This is a genomic window from Bacillus sp. AM1(2019), assembly GCF_009906915.1.
GTDB classification, from domain to species: Bacteria; Bacillota; Bacilli; order Bacillales; family Bacillaceae; genus Bacillus; species Bacillus velezensis.
Window position 1 is genome coordinate 2,950,509 of sequence record NZ_CP047644.1, and the last position, 18,705, is coordinate 2,969,213.

Genomic DNA, 18,705 nt, shown 5'->3' on the forward strand with positions numbered 1-18,705 from the left:
TTTTCGTATTACATCAGATCATGACAAAGGTGAGGAGGTGCCTTCACACATATGGCCATTACAGTATTGAGGATTGTCTTGCTTGCACTTCTTATTTATTTTATTTACATGTGCGTCAAATTTTACGCAAACCCGAAAAGAAGGCTCAGACTGGCGCAATCAAAAGAGAATTTTTATTTTATTGACGAACAGAAAAACACGCGAAAAAATCTCCAGCTTACTTATAAAGGAGTGCTCTTTGAAGGAGAAAAGCATATCCCTTCCAAAGATCATCCGCTGTTTATTCATACGATATTTGTATGGACCGAAAATCCGGAAAAGCTGAACCGCTTTTCTGCAGGTGATTTTGAAGAAGTCGAAAAAAAGGTATTGGAGCGGTACCCGAATTGCAAGATTGATTGGGACCAGCCCATCAAAAAAGCGAAAAAAGCAGGCGAGCGATAAGCTCTCCTGCTTTTTATGTTTTATACATCAAATACATCAGCACAAGGGCGGCTTCAGTGAGAAAAAGCAGCGGCACCCCGTATAAAAAGGATTTGTGTTTCGTCTTATGCCTGAAGGTGCGCATGCCGATCCATACGCCGAGTGAGCCGAACATGGCGGCTGTGAGCCATATTCGTTTCTCTGATATTCTCCACCGGTGTGCCTTTGCTCTTCTTTTATCAGCGCCCATGATCCAAAAGCCGTATCCGTTTATCAATACGGCGTAAATGAAGAGAGCCATTGATTGTCACCCTTTACGTAAAAAAACCGCTCCCGGAAAGAGAGCGGCTTTTTCAACTTACTTGTCTAACTGAGCTTTAGCAGCATCAGCAAGCTGATTGAAAGCAGTAAGATCGTTTACAGCAAGATCAGCAAGCATTTTGCGGTTTACTTCGATGCCTGAAAGCTTAAGACCGTGCATTAAACGGCTGTAAGAAAGACCGTTCATACGTGCAGCAGCGTTGATACGAGTGATCCAAAGCTTACGGAAATCACGTTTTTTCTGACGGCGGTCACGGAATGCATAGTTTCCTGATTTCATGACCTGCTGGTTTGCTACTTTGTATAATCTATGTTTTGAACCGAAATAACCTTTTGCTAATTTAAGAACCTTTTTACGACGCTGACGCGACACAGTTCCGCCTTTTACTCTTGGCATTATATTTCCCTCCTAATTGTTCCTTGTCCGATTACTTGATGTTAGCAAGCTGTTGTTTGATGCGTTTGAAGTCTCCTGCGCTTACAATAGCACCCTTGCGAAGCTTACGCTTTTGCTTTTGGGATTTGTTGGCGAATAAGTGACTTGTGTATGCATGAGAACGTTTTAACTTCCCAGAACCTGTCTTTTTAAAACGTTTAGCAGATCCGCGGTGAGTTTTCATTTTTGGCATGGGATTTCCTCCTTATTGCTTTTCGTTTTTCGGCGCGAGCATTAAGAACATGCTGCGGCCGTCCATTTTTGGTTTTGTTTCGACTGTCGCAACTTCCGCACATGCTTCAGAGAAACGGTCCAATACGCGCTGGCCGATTTCTTTATGAGTGATTGCGCGCCCTTTAAAGCGGATAGAAGCTTTCACTTTATCGCCTTTTTCAAGGAATTTAATCGCATTGCGCAATTTCGTGTTAAAGTCATGCTCATCGATCGTCGGACTTAATCTAACTTCTTTTAAGTTAATGATTTTTTGATTTTTGCGTGCTTCTTTGTCCTTTTTCTGCTGCTCGAATCTGAACTTACCGTAGTCCATGATGCGGCAGACAGGCGGTTTTGCATTTGCTGCAACTAACACAAGGTCAAGATTTGCGCGGCCGGCGATTTCAAGTGCTTCCTGACGGGACTTGATGCCGAGCTGATCGCCATTTTGTCCGATCAGACGAACTTCACGTGCACGGATACCCTCATTAACCAATTGATCTTTGCTAATAATGAGCCACCTCCATAGTTTCTTCGAATTGATTCACAACGCTTTTTGACTGCATTCTGCAGGCAAACAAAAAGTGCGGGCATGACAACACACCCACACTACGAACATCTGCATAAATAAAAATGTACGGTCAACCTGCCAACTACATGAATGTGTCAATCAGGTGAGAAGCGGGTGCCTCTGCTTGTGATTTATATTCAATTCAATAACTATTCTACACAATACCGGATCATTAGTCAAGAATGACTTCTCCGGATCAACTTTTTCATTTTAACACGATGCCGGGGCGAGCGCAAGGAAAAATGTGAAATTTCGTTCTTTGCCGCCCGCGGACGCGCCAACACAATAAAAAACCCGGGTCTATGACCCGGGTTTATCCTCCGATGAGCTGAACGAATACCGGAATGACCAGCACCGTCACCACTCCCACGACGACAACCGCGATACTTGCCATTGCCGCTTCTACTTCCCCCATCTCAATACCGACCGCAACACCGAGTGCGTGTCCTGATGTGCCGAGAGCCAGTCCTTTAGAGATTGGGTGCTTTACTTTAAACAGTTTTAAGAATAGAGCGCCCAGAGCATAGACGATAACGGCGTTGAAAATGACGGCGAAAGCGGTGATATCGGTGATGCCGCCGATTCCTTTTGACAGCGGAAGGGCAATTGCCGTTGTCGCCGCCTGCGGAAGCATGCTTTTCATAACGGCCGCGTCAAGATGAATGCCTTTTGCGATCAAATAGACAATCGTCACTGAGCAGATAGAGCCGACAATGATAGAAGACATGATCTGCCACCAGTATTTTTTCAGTTTGTCACGCTGTTTGTATAAAGGGATGGCAAAAGCGATCGTTGCGGGCTCCAGGAAGAATTTAATAATGTCTCCCCCGCTTTTATAATCTTCATATGAAAAACCGCCGAGCTTCAGAAAAAGGATTCCAAGCACCATTGCGACAAACAGCGGGGTGAAGAGGAAAAAGCCTCTCGTTTTTTTAAATAAATACGTGCCGATGCCAAAGGCCGCAAGTGAAACGACAATACCGAAATATGGACTCATCCGATTTCCCTCCTAATGCTGCACAAGTTCTTTTTCCTGATTGGAACGGCGCACCGTTTGTTTTTCAGGAGCAGTCTTCTGACGTTTTTGGCTGGCAGACAAGATCAGCTGAGAAAAAAGGCCCGTGGCCCCTAACAGAATGATGGTGGCGAGTAAGATGACGAGTGCGATCTGCACGCCGTACTGCTGCATGACGCCAAGTGAATTCATCACGGAGATGCCCGACGGGACAAATAAAAATCCGATCAGTGACGTTAATGATGTTCCCAGCGTTTCTACTTGTTCAAGCTTAATCACTTTCAGACATAAGAGGACAAATAATAACACCAAACCTACTACGGAAGCGGGTATAGGAATGGGGACAATCGCTGCAATCCCATTAGATATGAGCATAATTACGGCAAAAATAAATGCTTGTGTCAGAAATCCGTACACTTTTTTCGCACTCATTTTCTTCACCTCTTTCTCTTTGTTAGGTCCATTATAAAAGAGAAATCGCCTTTTAAAGCGCTTTCATAACAAACGGCTGAATATTCATTCTGAAATGCAAAAAACGGCTGCTGAAATGCAAAAGCCGCCTCATATAATATGAAGCAGCTTTTTTAAGTCCTTGGCGTATGTACGGCTGACGGGAATTTTAGAGCCGTCTTTTAAGATAAGATTGTACGTCGAATTAAACCACGGATGAATTTCCGTAATATGCTCCGTATTCACGATGAACGCGCGGTGCACTCTCAAGAAACCCGTATCAGGCAGTTTTTTCTCAATGACCGCCAAAGTTTCATGAACGGAATAAGACGCGGCAAACGTTTTGACAGAAACGTGTCCGTCCTCCATGCCGGCGAAAATAATGTCCTTCGTATCTAAAATGACAATAGATTCACCGGCTGATACAGCCAGTTTATGCGCTCCGGCTGCGGACGGCTGCTCTGAGACGGCTCCTGCCCTGTCCTGCTTCACTCTTTTAAACTTTCTGATCGTCTGGCGCACTCTTTCTTCATCAAAAGGCTTCGTTAAATAATCGAGCGCGTCGACTTCAAAGGCTTTTAAAGCAAATTGGTCATACGCCGTCGCAAAAACGACGGCCGGCGGATTTTTCATGTTTTTCAGCCGTTTGGCAATGTCAAATCCGTTTTCTCCTGACAAATCAACGTCCAAAAACAGCAGATCCGGTTTTTGATCCATCATACTGTCAAAAGCGGATTCAATATTTTCAGCTTCGTTTATGTCACTTACTTCATTCGTCCGTTTCAGCAAATAAGCTAATTCATCTCTTGCCAGCATTTCATCATCAACGATTAACACCTTCAGCATGTTCTTCTCCTTTAGTCATCAGTTTCAAAGGCAGCTCAAATGATACGTCCGTACCTTTGCCGGCCTCACTTTCCAATCGCAGGGCTGCTTTGGGGCCGAACAGCCCGATCAGCCGCTGATTTAAATTGTAAAGCGCGGTTCCCGTCCCTTCTTTAGACGGGAGCGGACGGTTTCCGAGCACGGACAGCAATTCCGGATCAATTCCCCGCCCGTTATCTCCAACCCGCATTAAAACCGACTGACCGGCGGATACCACGCTGACATTGACGGCACAGCTGTCCTGCTTTCTTGAAAATGCATGGCGGAGCGCATTTTCGACGAGGATCTGCAGCACAAAAGGAGGAATTTCGATGTCCTCCAAACCGCGTTCGATCTCAAGGCTGATTTTATATTTCCCGGGAAAACGGGCCTGCTCCAATGATAAATATGCCTGCAGATGGTTCAGTTCTTTAGAAAGCGGGATGAGCAGCTGCCTTGCCCCCTGCAGATTGGAACGGAAATAGACGCTGAGCTGCAGCAGAAGCTTTCGGGTTTTTTCCACATCCGTACGGCAAAGAGCTGAAATCGTATTGATCGCATTAAACAGAAAATGCGGATTGACCTGTGCATGAAGCGCCTTTATTTCTGCGTCTTTCAGCAATTTGCTCTGCAGTTCCGCCTCACCGAGTTCAAGCTGGGTGGAAAACAGCATGGCGAGTCCTTCTGCAAGCTCTTCTTCAACCCGGCTTAAACCTGACGGGCTTTTAAAGTACATTTTCAGCGTCCCGATCGTTTTGCCGTTTGACGTCAGCGGCAATACAATCGCCGCATGCAGCGGACAGGGATCGTGCGTGCATTCAATTTCTGCCTTTGATGTCGCTTTCATAATATGACCCGTTTTAATGACGCGTTTTGACAACCCGGTGATCAGGCTTTCAGACGGAATATGATGGTCGGCACCCGCGCCGACGTGCGCCAAAATCTTTTCGTTATCCGTAAGCGATACCGCGTCCGTTCCTGTTTGCCTGTGGATGATGGCGGCGACGCTTTTGCATGAGCTTTCATTCAGCCCCTGGCGGAAAAACGGAAGCGTCTGATCGGCAATCATCAGCACCCTGTGGGTTTCAAGGGCTCTCGCCCGTTCTTCCTTCCGGATAATCGACTGAATGATCGAAAGAAAAATAAAAGTCCCTGACCCGTTTACCAATATCATCGGGATGCCGATGATGCTCACAAGCGTCCAAGCATCAGAAAACGGCTTGGCCATCAAGAGGATGAGCAGCATTTGCAGCGATTCCATCCCGAGTCCGACAAGCGCGGCCACCCGCGGTGTCGGCATCGCATAGCGTTTTCTGAAATACCGTCCGATCCAGCCGGACAAAATGCCCGCTAAAACGGATGAGACGGCACAGCTGACTGCGGTCGCGCCGCCGAGTGATAAACGATGCAGGCCGGCCAGTATGCCGACGCCGATTCCCACATACGGGCCGCCTAAGAGTCCGCCGATTTCAACGCCCATAATTCTTGTATTGGCAATTGAACCGGACGGATTAATTTGAAACACCCAGTCATTATTCATGATTGTATTCCGCTGAATTTCTATTCCCGTATAGTTGCTGATGATACTGAACAGCGAGAAAATTGAAATCAGCACCGCTTTGCCTTTATAGCTCTCAGGCTGCTGGAGCGCCTGTCTGAACAATCTGGTATGAGCCAGAACAAATCCCAATATGACGATAATTCCGACTCTTTCCAGCATCATGATGATCAAATGCAGCATACTTTTCACCTGTTCTTTCAAATTTTATTTTATCACGTTTTAGAGCCTGAGACAGAATCTGACACAAACCTGCCTGTTTTTTTCAAATCATCTGAAAACAAATCTTTCACAGTCTATATATCTATTGTAGAATAAACGGGAGCCTTGCGGCAGAGAGTTTCAGAATATAACAAAGAGGAGAAGATCATGAAAGCCGTATTTTTTGATTTGGACGATACACTGTTATGGGATGAAAAAAGCGTCAGAACAACATTCAGGGAAACATGTTTACAAGCGGAAAAAAAATATGGCCTTGACCCGCATACATTTGAAGAGGCGGTTCGGAAAGCGGCACGGGAATTGTATATGTCATACGAAACCTATCCTTATACGGTCATGATCGGCATTAATCCGTTTGAAGGATTGTGGGCGAATTTTTCCGAGCCGGTCAGCGAAGGGTTTAAAAAGCTGAATCGGATTGCGCCGGAATACAGACGAAACGCCTGGACGAACGGCTTAAAAAGCGTCGGTATAGACGATGCGGCTTACGGCGAATATTTGGCGGAGTTTTTCGCGGCGGAACGCAGACAGCGTCCGTACGTGTATGATGAAACGTTTGCAGTGCTTGATAAGCTGAAAGGTGTTTATGAATTGCTTCTGCTGACAAACGGCGACCCCAGCCTGCAGAAAGAAAAACTCGCCGGCGTTCCTGAGCTCGCGCCTTATTTTAATGAAATCGTCATCTCAGGCGCTTTCGGAAAAGGGAAACCCGACGCCTCCATATTCGAACATTGCCTCGGCCTCCTGAACCTGAAAAAAGAAGACGCCATTATGGTCGGAGATAACCTCAATACTGATATATTGGGAGCGAAACGGGCAGGCATTACGACAGTCTGGGTAAACCGGACGCAAAAGAAAAATGATACGGACATTGCCCCTGATTACGTGATCAGCGATCTTCACGAGCTGTTTGCGATTATAGAGAAACAAAAAGAAAGATAATGTTATACGCAAAAAAACCCCATTCTGAATGAACGGGGTTTTTTGTATTTCCGGTTATTTTTTCGCTTCGGCTACAGCCTTTTTCACAAAATCGTCCAATGAGACGGTTTCTGATTTCTGCTCACCGTATTTCCGGACGTTTACCGCGCCGTTTTCCGCTTCTTGGTCACCGACCACAAGCATGTACGGGATTTTTTGCATTTGCGCTTCACGGATTTTATAGCCGATTTTTTCGTCCCGGCTGTCAAGCTCGACACGCAGGCCTTCACGCTGCAGGCGCTCCTGCACTTTTTTCGCATAGTCAAGATGCACGGACGGTGATACAGGAATGACTTGGAATTGCACCGGCGCAAGCCATGTCGGAAGGGCGCCTTTGTGCTCTTCGATTAAGAAAGCAACGAAACGCTCCATCGTTGACACGACGCCGCGGTGAATAACGACAGGGCGGTGCTGTTTGCCGTCTTCTCCGACGTAAGTGAGATCAAAGCGTTCCGGAAGAAGGAAGTCAAGCTGTACAGTTGACAATGTCTCTTCTTTGCCGATCGCCGTTTTCACCTGCACGTCAAGCTTAGGGCCGTAAAACGCCGCTTCGCCTTCCGCTTCATAATAGTCGTGCCCCATCTCATCCATTGCCGCCTTCAGCATGGACTGCGCTTTGTTCCACATCTCATCATCATCAAAATATTTTTCCGTATCTTCAGGATCACGGTAAGACAGGCGGAATGTGTAATCACTCAGTCCGAAGTCTTCGTATACGTCTTGAATCAAACGGACGGTGCGGATGAATTCTTCTTTAATCTGATCAGGGCGGACGAAAATGTGCGCGTCATTTAACGTCATGCCGCGTACGCGCTGAAGACCTGAAAGCGCCCCGGACATTTCATATCGATGCATCGTTCCGAGCTCGGCGATGCGGATCGGAAGCTCTCGGTAGCTGTGAATGTCCTGTTTGTAAATCATCATATGGTGAGGACAGTTCATCGGACGGAGCACGAGTGTTTCATTGTCCATTTCCATCGGCGGGAACATCGTATCCTGATAATGATCCCAGTGGCCCGATGTTTCATACAGGTCTTTGCTTCCGAGAACAGGCGTATAGACGTGCTCATAACCGAGGCTCAGCTCTTTATCCACAATGTAGCGCTCGATCACGCGGCGGATGGTTGCGCCTTTCGGCAGCCAGAGCGGCAAGCCTTGTCCGACTTTTTGAGAGTTGGCGAACAATTTTAATTCTTTGCCCAGTTTTCGGTGGTCGCGCTCTTTCGCTTCTTCAAGCATTCGCAAATGCTCTTTCAGGTCATCCTTTTTAAAGAAGGCCGTGCCGTAAATGCGCTGAAGCATTTGGTTTTTGCTGTCGCCGCGCCAGTATGCGCCCGCAAGGCTCAGCAGCTTAAATTCTTTAATTTTGCCTGTAGACGGCACGTGCACGCCGCGGCACAGGTCAAAAAATTCGCCCTGCTCATAAATGGAGACCGTTTCGTCTTCCGGTATGGCATCCAGCAGTTCAAGCTTCAGATTATCGCCGATTTCCGCAAACATGGCTTTTGCTTCATCACGGCTCACTTCTTTTCGGATAATCGGCAGATTTTCACCGACGATGCGTTTCATTTCTTTTTCAATCTTCGGAAGGTCATCCGGCGTCAGCGCCTGCTCCATTTCAACGTCATAATAGAACCCGTTTTCAATGACGGGGCCGACACCGAATTTCACATCTTTATAAATGCGTTTAATCGCCTGGGCCAATAAATGCGCCGTGCTGTGCCGCATGATGTTCAAGCCTTCTTCTGTGCCTTCTGTAATGATTTCTACGGCACCATCCTCTTGAATCGGCGTTCTTAAATCAATTTCCTGTCCGTTCAGTTTTCCGGCTAAAGACTTTTTCTTTAATCCCGGACTGATGGATGCCGCGATATCTTCTGTTGTTGTTCCTTTCGGAAATTCCTTTACCGCTCCGTCCGGAAATGTGATGTTGATCATATCTGACATCTTCGTCACTCCTTTTTTTATGCAAATCAAAAACCCCGCCCCCTATGAAAGGGACGAGGTTAAATAAACGGAATCGTGGTTCCACCCTTTTTTCCGCACGGCCGATTGTTTCGGCACCTGCGGCTCTAAACTCTGTAACGGGAGTTCCCGTCAGCTATTACTGGCGCTTCTTCCGGCGTTCACAGCTGAAGTTCAAAGGCGGTAAAGTCAATGATCCATAGCTGGAAAGCTTTCAGCCTGGGCTCTCCTCTCTTATAAAGCCGGTATCAATGCTTCATGTCCTTATCAATACGTGTAGCAATCATTAATCTTTTATGTATTATAAAATGTCTGCGAGAAAAATGCAACTCGGTTTTCCGTCTGATTTCGCACAGACAGCCCTGCCGCTTACACAAGGCCGTCCGTGCGGCTATCCTTCCGTCTTCTCGGCTGCAAACGCGCCCAGCGGAAAAAGGCGCATCCTCTCCTGAAACACGTTTTGAATCGTTCTGGACATCATATGCTCCGGTTTGTCCGTATACAGTTCTACCGTCTCAGGCGCAATGGAGATCAGCGGCGCAAGGAGATGGGAATCTATATACATCGGGTGCTCCCGCACAAACCGTCTGTCTATGTATTTTTTCTGTTCCCGTTCTGACAAATAGCGCAGCTCCCACAGCGTAAAAGCCCGGTCATGTACGATGCGGACTTTCTTCATCCGCGGCGGATTGGATGTCACATAATCTCTCAGAGACTGGATAAAGTTTTGATATTCCTGTTCCATCCGATATTCATCTATCGCAGCCTCCGCGTATTCTCTGAGCCGCTCATAATACCTGCCGAGCCGGAACGTCTGAAACGAACGCACGGAAAAAACACCCGCATCAAGTGAAATCGTCCGGAGCGCATCTGAAATAAACTGTGTGCGCGGCTCTTTCTTCGGCTCGAACGGATGATCATCAAGCTCTCCTTCCATAATGCTGTGTGCAAGCTGAAGGATTTGCTGCTGTTCATCCTGATCGGTGAAGCAGTATGCGTCCTCAATAAGCGAAAGCATATGCTCGTCTTCTTTGCATTCCAAAAAAAACCTGACAAGTATCGGCTCAATAAAGCGCTGAACGCAAAAAGCCGTTTCAGACCTTGCGATTCCGACTTTTTTTATGCCTTCACGGACAATAAAATGTCTCCGGTCGTCCGATTGCTGAATGAGATGTAAAAAAGCGGCGGTATCGTGGTCATCTTCAAAGATCACTTCAAGCATATTTGTCCCCCCTTACGGCATCTGTTACAAGTATATGGGGGATGTTTTTAAAATAGACGTAAAGGTTAGCTTTCACCGCCGAACAAATGGCGCACCTTCTTTTTAAATATAACGGGAAGCGATAAAAATATGATGTAAAGACAGATCACGCCGAGTACGGTCAGCACATTGCCGGACATAAAGCTCGCGCCGAGCACATTCAGGACGATCGTCCCCGGAATAATGCCCGCTGCGGTCGCCAAAAAATACGTCATCGGCCTGACTTTCGATAGGCCTGCGGCATAGCTGATCACATCAAAGTTAACAGGCAGAATGCGCAGGATAAAAATATAAAAGAAGCCATTGGTTTTCATCTGCTTTTGAATGGCTTCCATTTTTCCATGACGGCTTTTCTCATTAAAGGCAAACAGCCCCGCCGCAAAAAAAGACGCGGCGGCAGCGCCCATTGAGCCCGCCAGCGTATACATGGTGCCGAAAAACGGCCCGAACGCCAAACCTCCGGCGACGGAAACGATTGATACGGGAAACAGCACAAAAGGCCTGACAATGGAAATTCCGATAAACACAAGCGGCGCAAAAACACCGAACGATAATACCCACAGCCGGATCTCCTTAGGCGACAGATTCAGATATTTGCGGTTTGCCCACAGCAAAAGGCCCGCTCCCGCCGCAGCCGCAGCCCAAGTGACAGCCTTCTTATTCCTCATTCCCTCAAATCCTTCCCATTGGACGCCGGCATCATGAACGGCGGCGGTTTTCCCCGTCAAGACGGACGGGCGAAGCCAAATATAAAATCCGCTCCATCAGTCTTGCCGCTTTTACTTCTTCCTTTTCTCCCCGCTGTGAATACGTAAAATGATGCTTCAGCTCGTCTGGTGAAAAATTAGACGAGAAGAAAGTGGGAAGCTGCTGGCTCATTCTGTGCTGAAGCACGGTGCCGATGACCTCATCCCTGACCCAGCTTGTCATTGACTCCGCTCCGATATCATCAAGCATCAGTACGGGCGTCGTTTTCACCATATTCAGTTTCGCCTCCAACGACTGATCCTGGAGCGAGTTTTTCAGCTCTCTGACAAATTCGGGAACATATACGATCATTGATGAATACTCTTTTTCCGCCAGCTCGTTGGCAATGGCGGCTAAAATAAATGTCTTTCCGATTCCGAATTTTCCGTACAGATACAGCCCTTTGCCTTTTCCCGTTTCATTATAGCTCTTCAGAAAATCCGTCACATGCTGGAAGATGCCGACTCTGCTCGGATCGGTAATGTCGATCTGCTGAAACGTCGCGCCGAGAAGATCCTGCTGGATATACATGCTCTTCATCAAGGACTTTTGCCTTTTCTGGCGGTCGAGCTTTCTCTTTTCCGGACATTCGTAATATTCAATATCAATGGAACGCCCGTTGATCACAAGCTTCGGATGATAGCCTTCAAGCAGGCTGTTCGTCCGGCTGTCTTTCGAGCAGAAGGCGCACTGTTTGCTTTGCTGAACGAATTCGTACAGTTTATTTAACCCTCTGTCAATCATGCTTTGATTGATTACATCTTTCTGTTCCTTCAAAAAAGCCTGGACGTCTTCGTCGGCCATGACTTGCTGCTGCATTCGTTCCAGGCGTTTTTGAAAGTCAGGTCTTTTCGTCACGCCTTCTAAGGATCGGCTGATCGGTTCCATTCAATATCACCCCGCTTCTCTGTCTCAATAGGCAGAGTATTTTTTCAGTTTTTTCATTTCTTCCATCATTTTTTTCTTCTGTTCTTCAAGATCCTGCGCGGAAAGAGCCGGCTGTTCTTGTTTCTTCCCGGTTTCTTCTTCTTTCATCCAATCAGGGCGCTTTTCTTCCCGGACGGTTTTTTTGCCGCGCGCCGCGCCGTTTGTTTTGCCGTCCGCCCAATCAAGGTATTGCCTGTGCTCTTCTATTGCGAGCTTCATTGCTTCCCGTACCGTTTTGACTTTCTTTCTGGCCCAGTGGGCGGCGATTTTTTGGATATAGTTTTTGGACAGCTTCATATCCGTTTTCAGCATGACATAATAAATCAGCACATTGGTGACGCCGGGCTCAAGCTTTTGTTCGAACATAATATCGGCGATAATCTGCAAGTCGGCTTTTGACGGCTCGGTCCCATCCGCAATGTCCTGAAGAAGCTTTCTCGGTGATATGGTCTCAAGCTGTGCGATGAGTTCGCCGTTCAATGAATCGTCTTTTTCCGTCCGGTTTTCTCTCAAGGTGACAGGCTGTGTTTTATCAATCAGTTCCGGAAGCTTCCCGCTTCTTTCAATTTGATACCAGTCGCTGGCCGCTTTCCTCAGCGCTTCGGCCGTTATCGTATCCTGTTCATTAATTGCGGTCATGACGACGTGCTGCATGGAGATAGGATCTATTCCGTATAAATATGAAAGCTTTTTAATGCTCTCCCGCACGTCCTGCGTGATTGATTTGCGCGGTATCATCGTTTCTGACAGTCCCGCCATGAAAAGCTCAAAATCAAACACTTCCTCCGTCACCGTATAGGAAGGCGCTTGTCCGACAGACGCCGTCTCATAGTCCTCGGGTAGCTTCATCGCCTCTTCCATATCAGGCGTCATTTTCCATTCACTCGGCTGAAAAGAGGCAAAGGCGTGATTAAACGGACGGGTAATTTCCCTTGCGTCCGCGCCGACGGAAGGGTGCGTGTAAAATTGTCTCAGCTGCTGGTATTTCGTTTTACCGACTCTGTTATAAAGAAAGACATTCAGCATGCCGTCTTCAAAAAAATCATTCGGTCTGAGCGGGGGCAGCAGCTCATAAATAAACATCCGCTCTTTTTGCTCGGACTCCCGGATATACACTTTCAGCAGCCCGATTCCTTCAAGCTTTCCCTGTTCATGATGAATCTTTTTTAAATTTGACTGCATCATGCCCATCAGCTGCCTGTGCGTGGATTCCGCTCCCCACAAGCGGTTCTGCTCAAGCTCCCCCCATAAGGTCATATAAAGGGAGAATGCAAAAGAACCGATCAGCGGCTGGTACAGATGTGTCAAAACCTGTCTGTCGACATCCTGAAGAAGCGAACGGCTTTTGACCGTATAAGGATCTACAGGCAATACGTCATTCCAATAGTCAGCCATGATTCTCAAACCTTCCGATATGTTTCTACTCTCATTTTACACCGTTTCTGCGATCTATCAAATGCCAATTTTGCTCATGAGAAAAGAGCCAGACACAATCTCTTAGCTCTCTCAGCGTTCTTTCTTTATTAAATCTTTCAATTCATCGATAAACACGTTTATATCCTTAAACTGCCGGTAGACGGAGGCAAAGCGGACATAAGACACCTCATCGATTTTCGCCAGACGGTCCATTACCATTTCTCCGACAAGTTCGCTTTTGACTTCAGATACACCTTGGTTTCTCAGCTCTTTTTCAATGTCAAAGCACATGTCTTCCAATGTTTTTAAAGGAACGGGCCTTTTTTCACAAGCTTTAATTAACCCGCGCAGCATTTTTTCACGGCTGAATTCTTCCCGGACGCCTTCTTTTTTCACGACGATCAGAGGCATCTCTTCAAACTTCTCAAATGTAGTGAAGCGGTAATGGCAGGCTTCGCATTCCCGCCTTCTGCGGATTGATTTCCCTTCGTCCGCAGGCCGTGAATCAAGTACGCGGGAACCGTTATGCTGGCATGAAGGACATTTCAAATTGGATCAGCTCCCATCTGTTTCGTTGCTGTAATGCGGTTCGCAAGCTTCCGGTAAATGCCCGCCAACGTTTCTAGGATGAGCCTATTTGTTGGGAGAGCCGATAGACCGGCCTTATCTTTTCTATTTTACAAAAAAAATGCTTAAAGAAAAAGCAATGCTGTTTTTTTACATTAGAAAAGGAGCATCAGCTTCAAAGCGCGTAATGGCTTTTTCAGCTTAGCTCCCTTGTGTTTGCGTTTTGAAAATTACAGTACTTTCGCTTGTGCCTGTTTAATCTGTACAGGCCCCATTCCTCTCGGTATTTCAATGTTTTCTCTTGTATCTGCATGTAATGCGTCCGCAATGTAATCCGCAGCCACATTAGGATCCAGGTCTCCACAAGTATAAACATCAATGCTTGCATATCCGTGTTCAGGAAAACTGTGAATCGTTAAATGTGACTCAGAGATAATAACGACTCCGCTTACGCCTTGCGGTGCAAATTTGTGAAATGCGACCTCGCGCACCTCAGCTCCTGATTTCAAAGCAGCATTTACAAACGTTTTTTCAATAAAATCCATGTCATTGAGCTTATCAAAATCGCATCCCCACAGCTCGGAGATGACGTGACGCCCCATTGTTTCCATAATCATGGACCCCCCTTAACAAGAATTAAAAAAGTGAATTTCCGAGAACTGACCCGGCCATTTACCACGGGGGAAAGTTAGTCCGGAGAGGTCCTAACCCTTTAAGTAATTCCGAAGCAGTCACGAGCAAGAAGTTCACGAAAGATAGTATACTGTGTTTAAGTTTATTTTGCAAGGTGTGTTTTTTGCGAATATGCCGTTAAGGGTTTTTTTCTAACAAATGTCCATGATCTTTAGTCTACACAGCTGACGGGTGTTTCATTCGCGCGGCGACGTGACGGATAAGATCAACGACCCGGCAGGAATATCCCCATTCATTGTCATACCAGGCGAGCACCTTTACTTTTCGGTCTTCCATCACTATCGTTGTCAGTCCGTCAATGATCGCAGAGTGTGAATTCGTATTATAATCCGAAGAAACGAGCGGCTCATCCGAATAATCAAGAATTCCGTACATCGACGTTTTTGCGGCTCTTTGGAAAGCGGCGTTCACTTGCTCGGCCGACACATCTGTTTTCAGATCGCAGACAAGGTCCACTAATGACACATTCGGAACGGGAACACGCAAAGCGAGACCGTGAAGTTTTCCTTTCAAATGAGGCAGCACGAGCGACAGCGCTTTGGCGGCGCCTGTAGAAGTCGGAATGATGGATTCTCCGCACGCTCTCGCCCTCCGCAGATCTTTATGCGGATTGTCGATATTTTTTTGATCATTCGTGTAAGCGTGAACAGTCGTCATCAGGCCGCTTTCAATCCCGAATTCCTGATCAAGCACTTTGACGACCGGCGCAAGACAGTTTGTCGTGCAGGATGCATTTGAAATAATGACATGTTCATCGGGATTGAACTGCTCTTCATTTACTCCCATGACAATGGTAACGTCTTCATTTTTGCCCGGAGCCGTTAAAATAACTTTTTTCGCCCCTGCTTCAATATGGCTCATTGCTTTTTCTTTTGAATTAAATTTCCCCGTTGCCTCTACGACGATGTCTATTCCGCATTCTTTCCACGGAAGCTCTCTCGGGTCCCGGCGATTGAACAGCATAATATGTTTTCCGTTGACGATCAGACTGTCGTCGGAGGTCTCAACTTCTTGATCGTATTTGCCGTGAATTGTATCATACTTTATCAAATGAGCAAGCGTTTCCGGGGGATAGCTTGCATTAATGGCTGTTATTTGAATTTGATCATCTTCCATTGCTTTTCTGAACACCATTCTTCCGATTCTTCCAAACCCGTTGATTGCTACTTTTACCTTCATGCTCAGGTCACCCCTTTTTAATATGCCACTCTAATTTACCTTTATTTATATATAGTATAACACATTAAAAGAAATCCGCCAGTACAACTTGATAAAAATCCACCCTTATACCGATCAATATGTTGTTCAATCGGTTTTTTTGCATATAAAATGATCTTTCTTCCATAAAAAAAGCAGGATCAGCGTCTCAGTCTGCCTGCTTTTTTCTTATATTTGTCCCGGTTCTTTAAATTTGTCATTTAAAATGCTGTCCTCTAAAACGGAAGACACCTCGCCGTACCGTTTAGCAATATGCATCGCGCCCCAGTCGCACAGCGCGTTTAAAATTCTTTCCAGACTGTGCCCGTATTCACTCAGCTCGTATTCCACTTTCGGCGGCACCTGATTGTACACGATCCGGTTGATGACGCCGTCAGCTTCCAGCTCCCGCAATTGCTGTGTCAGCATCTTCTGGGTGATGTCCGGCATAAGCCGCTTCAATTCGCTTGTCCGTTTTTTCCCGCGCATGAGGTGGCAGAGGATCACACACTTCCATTTTCCGCCGATCACTTCAAGCGCCGCCTCTACGGATATATTGTATTTTTTCTTCAGCAACGGTAATTCCTCCTCATCTATAGGAACTAAAAAGTGCCTATGGCACTTAAAAGTACGTTCTTTTCAATGACACTTCTATCGATCATAATGACATTTGCCGGCTGAAAAGGAATGTACTCTTATACTTATATCGTTTACCCGGCATCATTTCAACCATACATTATCGTTCAAGGAGGAAAACAGATGTCTTCACATCGCCAAAGCTATTTACCAGCGCTGCTGGCATTAGCCGTCAGCGCTTTTGCGATCGGCACAACCGAATTTATCAGCGTCGGGCTGCTGCCGCTTATATCTCAAGATCTGCATATACCTGTGACAACGGCGGGACTTACCGTTTCCATGTATGCTCTGGGCGTGACATTCGGCGCGCCGGTTTTAACATCTCTCACATCCGGCATGTCACGGAAAACGCTGCTGCTCTGGGTGATGTTAATTTTTATCGCCGGAAATACACTCGCGGCAAGTGCGTCCTCAATCGGCGTCTTACTGGCGGCACGGGTTATTTCGGCGTTTTCCCACGGCATTTTCATGTCAATCGGGGCAACAATCGCCGCCAATATCGTGCCGGAGCATAAAAGAGCAAGCGCGATTTCCATTATGTTTACGGGGCTGACGGTGGCTACGGTGACCGGCGTTCCGTTCGGCACCTATCTCGGCCAGCAATTCGGATGGAGAATCGCATTTGCCGTCATTGTGGCGGTAGGAATCATCGCATTCCTCACAAACGCGCTTCTCGTTCCGTCGCATTTGCGCAAAGGGACGAAAACCGCATTTTCCGAGCAGGTCAAACTCGTCACAAACGGGCGGTTATTGCTTTTATTTATTATTACGGCGTTAGGCTACGGCGGAACGTTTGTCGTGTTTACGTATTTATCTCCGCTTCTTCAGGAGGTAACCGGTTTTCAGAAAGAAACCGTCGCGGCCATCCTGCTCATTTACGGAATTGCGATTGCCATCGGAAACATGATTGGCGGCCGTTTATCAAACCGAAATCCGCTGAAAGCCTTGTTTTATATGTTCATTGTCCAGGCTGCTGTGCTGTTTGTTCTGACTTTTACCGCGCCGTTTAAAACAGCCGGGCTGATCACCATTATTTTCATGGGGCTGTTGGCGTTTATGAATGTGCCGGGGCTTCAGGTATATGTCGTGATGCTGAGTGAACGTTTTGCGCCAAGCGCCGTTGATACAGCATCAGCCTTAAATATCGCGGCATTCAATGCCGGAATCGCGATCGGCTCGTTTGCCGGCGGAATCATTACAGACTCAATCGGAATCATTCATACCGCTTGGATCGGGGCGCTGATGGTGCTCAGCGCGGTCGTATTAACCGGATGGAGCAGGAAGCTTGAAAAGCGGGATCGCACTGCCCTTGAAAGGAGGTGAGTTTTTCTTCAGCGCATTTTGATTGTTTCAACAGACAACTAATAGGAGGAATATATACATGACAACACATTTACAAGCAAAATCAACATTGCATAACGGAGTAGAGATGCCTTGGTTCGGCATCGGAGTTTTCAAAGTAGAGGAAGGCGCGGAACTCGTCAACGCGGTGAAAACGGCATTGGTGCACGGCTATCGCAGCGTTGATACCGCCGCGATTTACGGAAATGAAGAAGGTGTCGGCGAAGGCATCCGCCAAGGGCTGCAAGAAGCGGGATTAAAACGTGAAGACATTTTTGTCACGTCAAAAGTATGGAATGCCGATTTAGGATATGAAGAAACGTTAAAAGCGTTTGACACAAGCTTAGAAAAACTCGGTTTAGATTATTTGGATTTATATTTGATCCATTGGCCTGTCGAAGGAAAGTACATCGATGCGTGGCGGGCGCTCGAAACCCTTTACCGGGATGGACGCATTAAGGCGATCGGGGTCAGCAATTTCCAAATTCACCATCTGAAACATCTCATGAAAGAAACGGAAATCAAGCCGATGATCAACCAGGTGGAGTACCACCCGCGTCTGACACAGAAAGAACTGCTTGCTTTCTGTACTGAACAAGGCATTCAGCTTGAAGCGTGGTCGCCATTGATGCAAGGGCAGCTGCTTGATCACCCCGTCTTACAAGAGATCGCTGAGAAGTACGGCAAATCAGCCGCTCAAGTGATTTTGCGCTGGGATTTGCAAAACGGTGTTATCACCATTCCGAAATCAACTAAAAAACACCGTATTGAAGAAAATGCAAATGTCTTTGATTTCGAACTGTCAGCTGACGATATGAAGCGGATTGATGATCTGAACGAAAATCTCCGTGTCGGTCCTGACCCTGACAATTTTGATTTTTAACCAGAAAAACACCGTTCG

General features: G+C 46.8%; 21 protein-coding genes and 1 other annotated feature. Of the genes, 4 read left to right on the forward strand and 17 right to left on the reverse strand.

What is annotated here, in order from left to right:
• The first annotated feature begins 51 nt into the window (after window positions 1-51).
• Window positions 52-444, forward strand: a complete 393-nt coding sequence (locus GNE05_RS14490) for a hypothetical protein (RefSeq protein WP_003152498.1) — start codon at window positions 52-54, stop codon at window positions 442-444.
• Between the two features lie 13 nt (window positions 445-457).
• Here GNE05_RS14490 and GNE05_RS14495 read toward each other — a convergent pair whose 3' ends face one another.
• From GNE05_RS14495 to GNE05_RS14530, 8 genes are all read right to left on the reverse strand, one after another.
• Entirely contained in the window at window positions 458-724 is a 267-nt protein-coding gene (locus tag GNE05_RS14495; protein ID WP_007613018.1) for a DUF1294 domain-containing protein, read from the reverse strand.
• Window positions 725-781: 57 nt separating this feature from the next.
• Entirely contained in the window at window positions 782-1,141 is a 360-nt protein-coding gene (gene rplT / locus GNE05_RS14500) for a 50S ribosomal protein L20 (RefSeq protein WP_007613019.1), read from the reverse strand.
• A 31-nt stretch (window positions 1,142-1,172) separates the two neighbouring features.
• Complete coding sequence (gene rpmI, locus GNE05_RS14505) at window positions 1,173-1,373, reverse strand: 50S ribosomal protein L35 (protein WP_003152493.1); 201 nt, start codon at window positions 1,371-1,373, stop codon at window positions 1,173-1,175.
• Between the two features lie 12 nt (window positions 1,374-1,385).
• Window positions 1,386-1,907, reverse strand: coding sequence for a translation initiation factor IF-3 (gene infC / locus GNE05_RS14510; RefSeq protein WP_071543361.1), 522 nt, complete (start codon window positions 1,905-1,907; stop codon window positions 1,386-1,388).
• Between the two features lie 58 nt (window positions 1,908-1,965).
• Window positions 1,966-2,096 (reverse strand) — a sequence feature (ribosomal protein L20 leader region).
• A 181-nt stretch (window positions 2,097-2,277) separates the two neighbouring features.
• A complete protein-coding gene (gene lrgB, locus GNE05_RS14515; RefSeq protein ID WP_007408093.1) occupies window positions 2,278-2,961 on the reverse strand; it encodes an antiholin-like protein LrgB in 684 nt (227 codons plus the stop codon).
• Between the two features lie 12 nt (window positions 2,962-2,973).
• Window positions 2,974-3,411 (reverse strand): antiholin-like murein hydrolase modulator LrgA, encoded by a 438-nt coding sequence (lrgA, locus tag GNE05_RS14520; RefSeq protein ID WP_017418327.1) that lies wholly within the window; start codon window positions 3,409-3,411, stop codon window positions 2,974-2,976.
• Between the two features lie 129 nt (window positions 3,412-3,540).
• Window positions 3,541-4,275 (reverse strand): LytR/AlgR family response regulator transcription factor, encoded by a 735-nt coding sequence (locus GNE05_RS14525; protein WP_014418602.1) that lies wholly within the window; start codon window positions 4,273-4,275, stop codon window positions 3,541-3,543.
• The gene (locus tag GNE05_RS14530; protein ID WP_160182913.1) at window positions 4,253-6,034 is read right to left on the reverse strand and encodes a sensor histidine kinase; all 1,782 of its coding nucleotides are present in this window, start codon (window positions 6,032-6,034) and stop codon (window positions 4,253-4,255) included. The genes GNE05_RS14525 and GNE05_RS14530 overlap by 23 nt, the downstream gene beginning before the upstream one ends.
• A 186-nt stretch (window positions 6,035-6,220) precedes the next feature.
• On the opposite strand from GNE05_RS14530, the gene GNE05_RS14535 reads away from it, so the two are divergent.
• The gene (locus tag GNE05_RS14535) at window positions 6,221-7,015 is read left to right on the forward strand and encodes an HAD family hydrolase (protein ID WP_017418329.1); all 795 of its coding nucleotides are present in this window, start codon (window positions 6,221-6,223) and stop codon (window positions 7,013-7,015) included.
• A 54-nt stretch (window positions 7,016-7,069) separates the two neighbouring features.
• Here GNE05_RS14535 and thrS read toward each other — a convergent pair whose 3' ends face one another.
• The 9 genes from thrS to GNE05_RS14580 all read right to left on the reverse strand — a co-directional run bounded on the left by thrS (window position 7,070) and on the right by GNE05_RS14580 (window position 16,403).
• A complete protein-coding gene (gene thrS, locus GNE05_RS14540; RefSeq protein ID WP_025649713.1) occupies window positions 7,070-9,001 on the reverse strand; it encodes a threonine--tRNA ligase in 1,932 nt (643 codons plus the stop codon).
• A 409-nt stretch (window positions 9,002-9,410) separates the two neighbouring features.
• Window positions 9,411-10,241 carry a putative sporulation protein YtxC gene (gene ytxC / locus GNE05_RS14545; RefSeq protein WP_160182914.1) on the reverse strand — a complete coding sequence of 277 codons (831 nt, stop codon included), beginning with the start codon at window positions 10,239-10,241 and terminating at the stop codon, window positions 9,411-9,413.
• A 65-nt stretch (window positions 10,242-10,306) separates the two neighbouring features.
• Window positions 10,307-10,948 (reverse strand): TVP38/TMEM64 family protein, encoded by a 642-nt coding sequence (locus GNE05_RS14550; RefSeq protein WP_115940747.1) that lies wholly within the window; start codon window positions 10,946-10,948, stop codon window positions 10,307-10,309.
• A 31-nt stretch (window positions 10,949-10,979) separates the two neighbouring features.
• Entirely contained in the window at window positions 10,980-11,915 is a 936-nt protein-coding gene (gene dnaI / locus GNE05_RS14555; RefSeq protein WP_012118157.1) for a primosomal protein DnaI, read from the reverse strand.
• 24 nt (window positions 11,916-11,939) lie between these two features.
• The gene (locus tag GNE05_RS14560; protein ID WP_014418608.1) at window positions 11,940-13,349 is read right to left on the reverse strand and encodes a replicative helicase loading/DNA remodeling protein DnaB; all 1,410 of its coding nucleotides are present in this window, start codon (window positions 13,347-13,349) and stop codon (window positions 11,940-11,942) included.
• Between the two features lie 111 nt (window positions 13,350-13,460).
• A complete protein-coding gene (nrdR, locus tag GNE05_RS14565) occupies window positions 13,461-13,919 on the reverse strand; it encodes a transcriptional regulator NrdR (RefSeq protein ID WP_003152473.1) in 459 nt (152 codons plus the stop codon).
• A gap of 248 nt (window positions 13,920-14,167) precedes the next feature.
• Window positions 14,168-14,548: an adenosylmethionine decarboxylase gene (gene speD, locus GNE05_RS14570; protein ID WP_003152471.1), complete on the reverse strand. Its 381-nt coding sequence runs from the start codon at window positions 14,546-14,548 to the stop codon at window positions 14,168-14,170.
• A gap of 238 nt (window positions 14,549-14,786) precedes the next feature.
• Window positions 14,787-15,809, reverse strand: a complete 1,023-nt coding sequence (locus tag GNE05_RS14575) for a glyceraldehyde-3-phosphate dehydrogenase (protein WP_014418609.1) — start codon at window positions 15,807-15,809, stop codon at window positions 14,787-14,789.
• 207 nt (window positions 15,810-16,016) lie between these two features.
• Window positions 16,017-16,403, reverse strand: coding sequence for a winged helix-turn-helix transcriptional regulator (locus tag GNE05_RS14580; protein ID WP_003152469.1), 387 nt, complete (start codon window positions 16,401-16,403; stop codon window positions 16,017-16,019).
• Window positions 16,404-16,586: 183 nt separating this feature from the next.
• Between GNE05_RS14580 and GNE05_RS14585 the strand changes: the two genes are divergently transcribed.
• Window positions 16,587-17,786 (forward strand): MFS transporter, encoded by a 1,200-nt coding sequence (locus GNE05_RS14585; protein WP_014305559.1) that lies wholly within the window; start codon window positions 16,587-16,589, stop codon window positions 17,784-17,786.
• A 58-nt stretch (window positions 17,787-17,844) separates the two neighbouring features.
• Window positions 17,845-18,687 carry an aldo/keto reductase gene (locus tag GNE05_RS14590; protein ID WP_029973344.1) on the forward strand — a complete coding sequence of 281 codons (843 nt, stop codon included), beginning with the start codon at window positions 17,845-17,847 and terminating at the stop codon, window positions 18,685-18,687.
• Window positions 18,688-18,705: the final 18 nt, after the last annotated feature.

Coding starts and splice junctions, on each gene's coding strand:
- GNE05_RS14490 (WP_003152498.1), top strand. CDS start 52: ATGGCCATTACAGTATTGAGGATTGTCTTGCTTGCACTTCTTATTTAT.
- GNE05_RS14495 (WP_007613018.1), bottom strand. CDS start 724: ATGGCTCTCTTCATTTACGCCGTATTGATAAACGGATACGGCTTTTGG.
- rplT (WP_007613019.1), bottom strand. CDS start 1,141: ATGCCAAGAGTAAAAGGCGGAACTGTGTCGCGTCAGCGTCGTAAAAAG.
- rpmI (WP_003152493.1), bottom strand. CDS start 1,373: ATGCCAAAAATGAAAACTCACCGCGGATCTGCTAAACGTTTTAAAAAG.
- lrgB (WP_007408093.1), bottom strand. CDS start 2,961: ATGAGTCCATATTTCGGTATTGTCGTTTCACTTGCGGCCTTTGGCATC.
- lrgA (WP_017418327.1), bottom strand. CDS start 3,411: ATGAGTGCGAAAAAAGTGTACGGATTTCTGACACAAGCATTTATTTTT.
- GNE05_RS14525 (WP_014418602.1), bottom strand. CDS start 4,275: ATGCTGAAGGTGTTAATCGTTGATGATGAAATGCTGGCAAGAGATGAA.
- GNE05_RS14530 (WP_160182913.1), bottom strand. CDS start 6,034: ATGCTGCATTTGATCATCATGATGCTGGAAAGAGTCGGAATTATCGTC.
- GNE05_RS14535 (WP_017418329.1), top strand. CDS start 6,221: ATGAAAGCCGTATTTTTTGATTTGGACGATACACTGTTATGGGATGAA.
- thrS (WP_025649713.1), bottom strand. CDS start 9,001: ATGTCAGATATGATCAACATCACATTTCCGGACGGAGCGGTAAAGGAA.
- ytxC (WP_160182914.1), bottom strand. CDS start 10,241: ATGCTTGAAGTGATCTTTGAAGATGACCACGATACCGCCGCTTTTTTA.
- GNE05_RS14550 (WP_115940747.1), bottom strand. CDS start 10,948: ATGAGGAATAAGAAGGCTGTCACTTGGGCTGCGGCTGCGGCGGGAGCG.
- dnaI (WP_012118157.1), bottom strand. CDS start 11,915: ATGGAACCGATCAGCCGATCCTTAGAAGGCGTGACGAAAAGACCTGAC.
- GNE05_RS14560 (WP_014418608.1), bottom strand. CDS start 13,349: ATGGCTGACTATTGGAATGACGTATTGCCTGTAGATCCTTATACGGTC.
- speD (WP_003152471.1), bottom strand. CDS start 14,548: ATGGAAACAATGGGGCGTCACGTCATCTCCGAGCTGTGGGGATGCGAT.
- GNE05_RS14575 (WP_014418609.1), bottom strand. CDS start 15,809: ATGAAGGTAAAAGTAGCAATCAACGGGTTTGGAAGAATCGGAAGAATG.
- GNE05_RS14585 (WP_014305559.1), top strand. CDS start 16,587: ATGTCTTCACATCGCCAAAGCTATTTACCAGCGCTGCTGGCATTAGCC.
- GNE05_RS14590 (WP_029973344.1), top strand. CDS start 17,845: ATGACAACACATTTACAAGCAAAATCAACATTGCATAACGGAGTAGAG.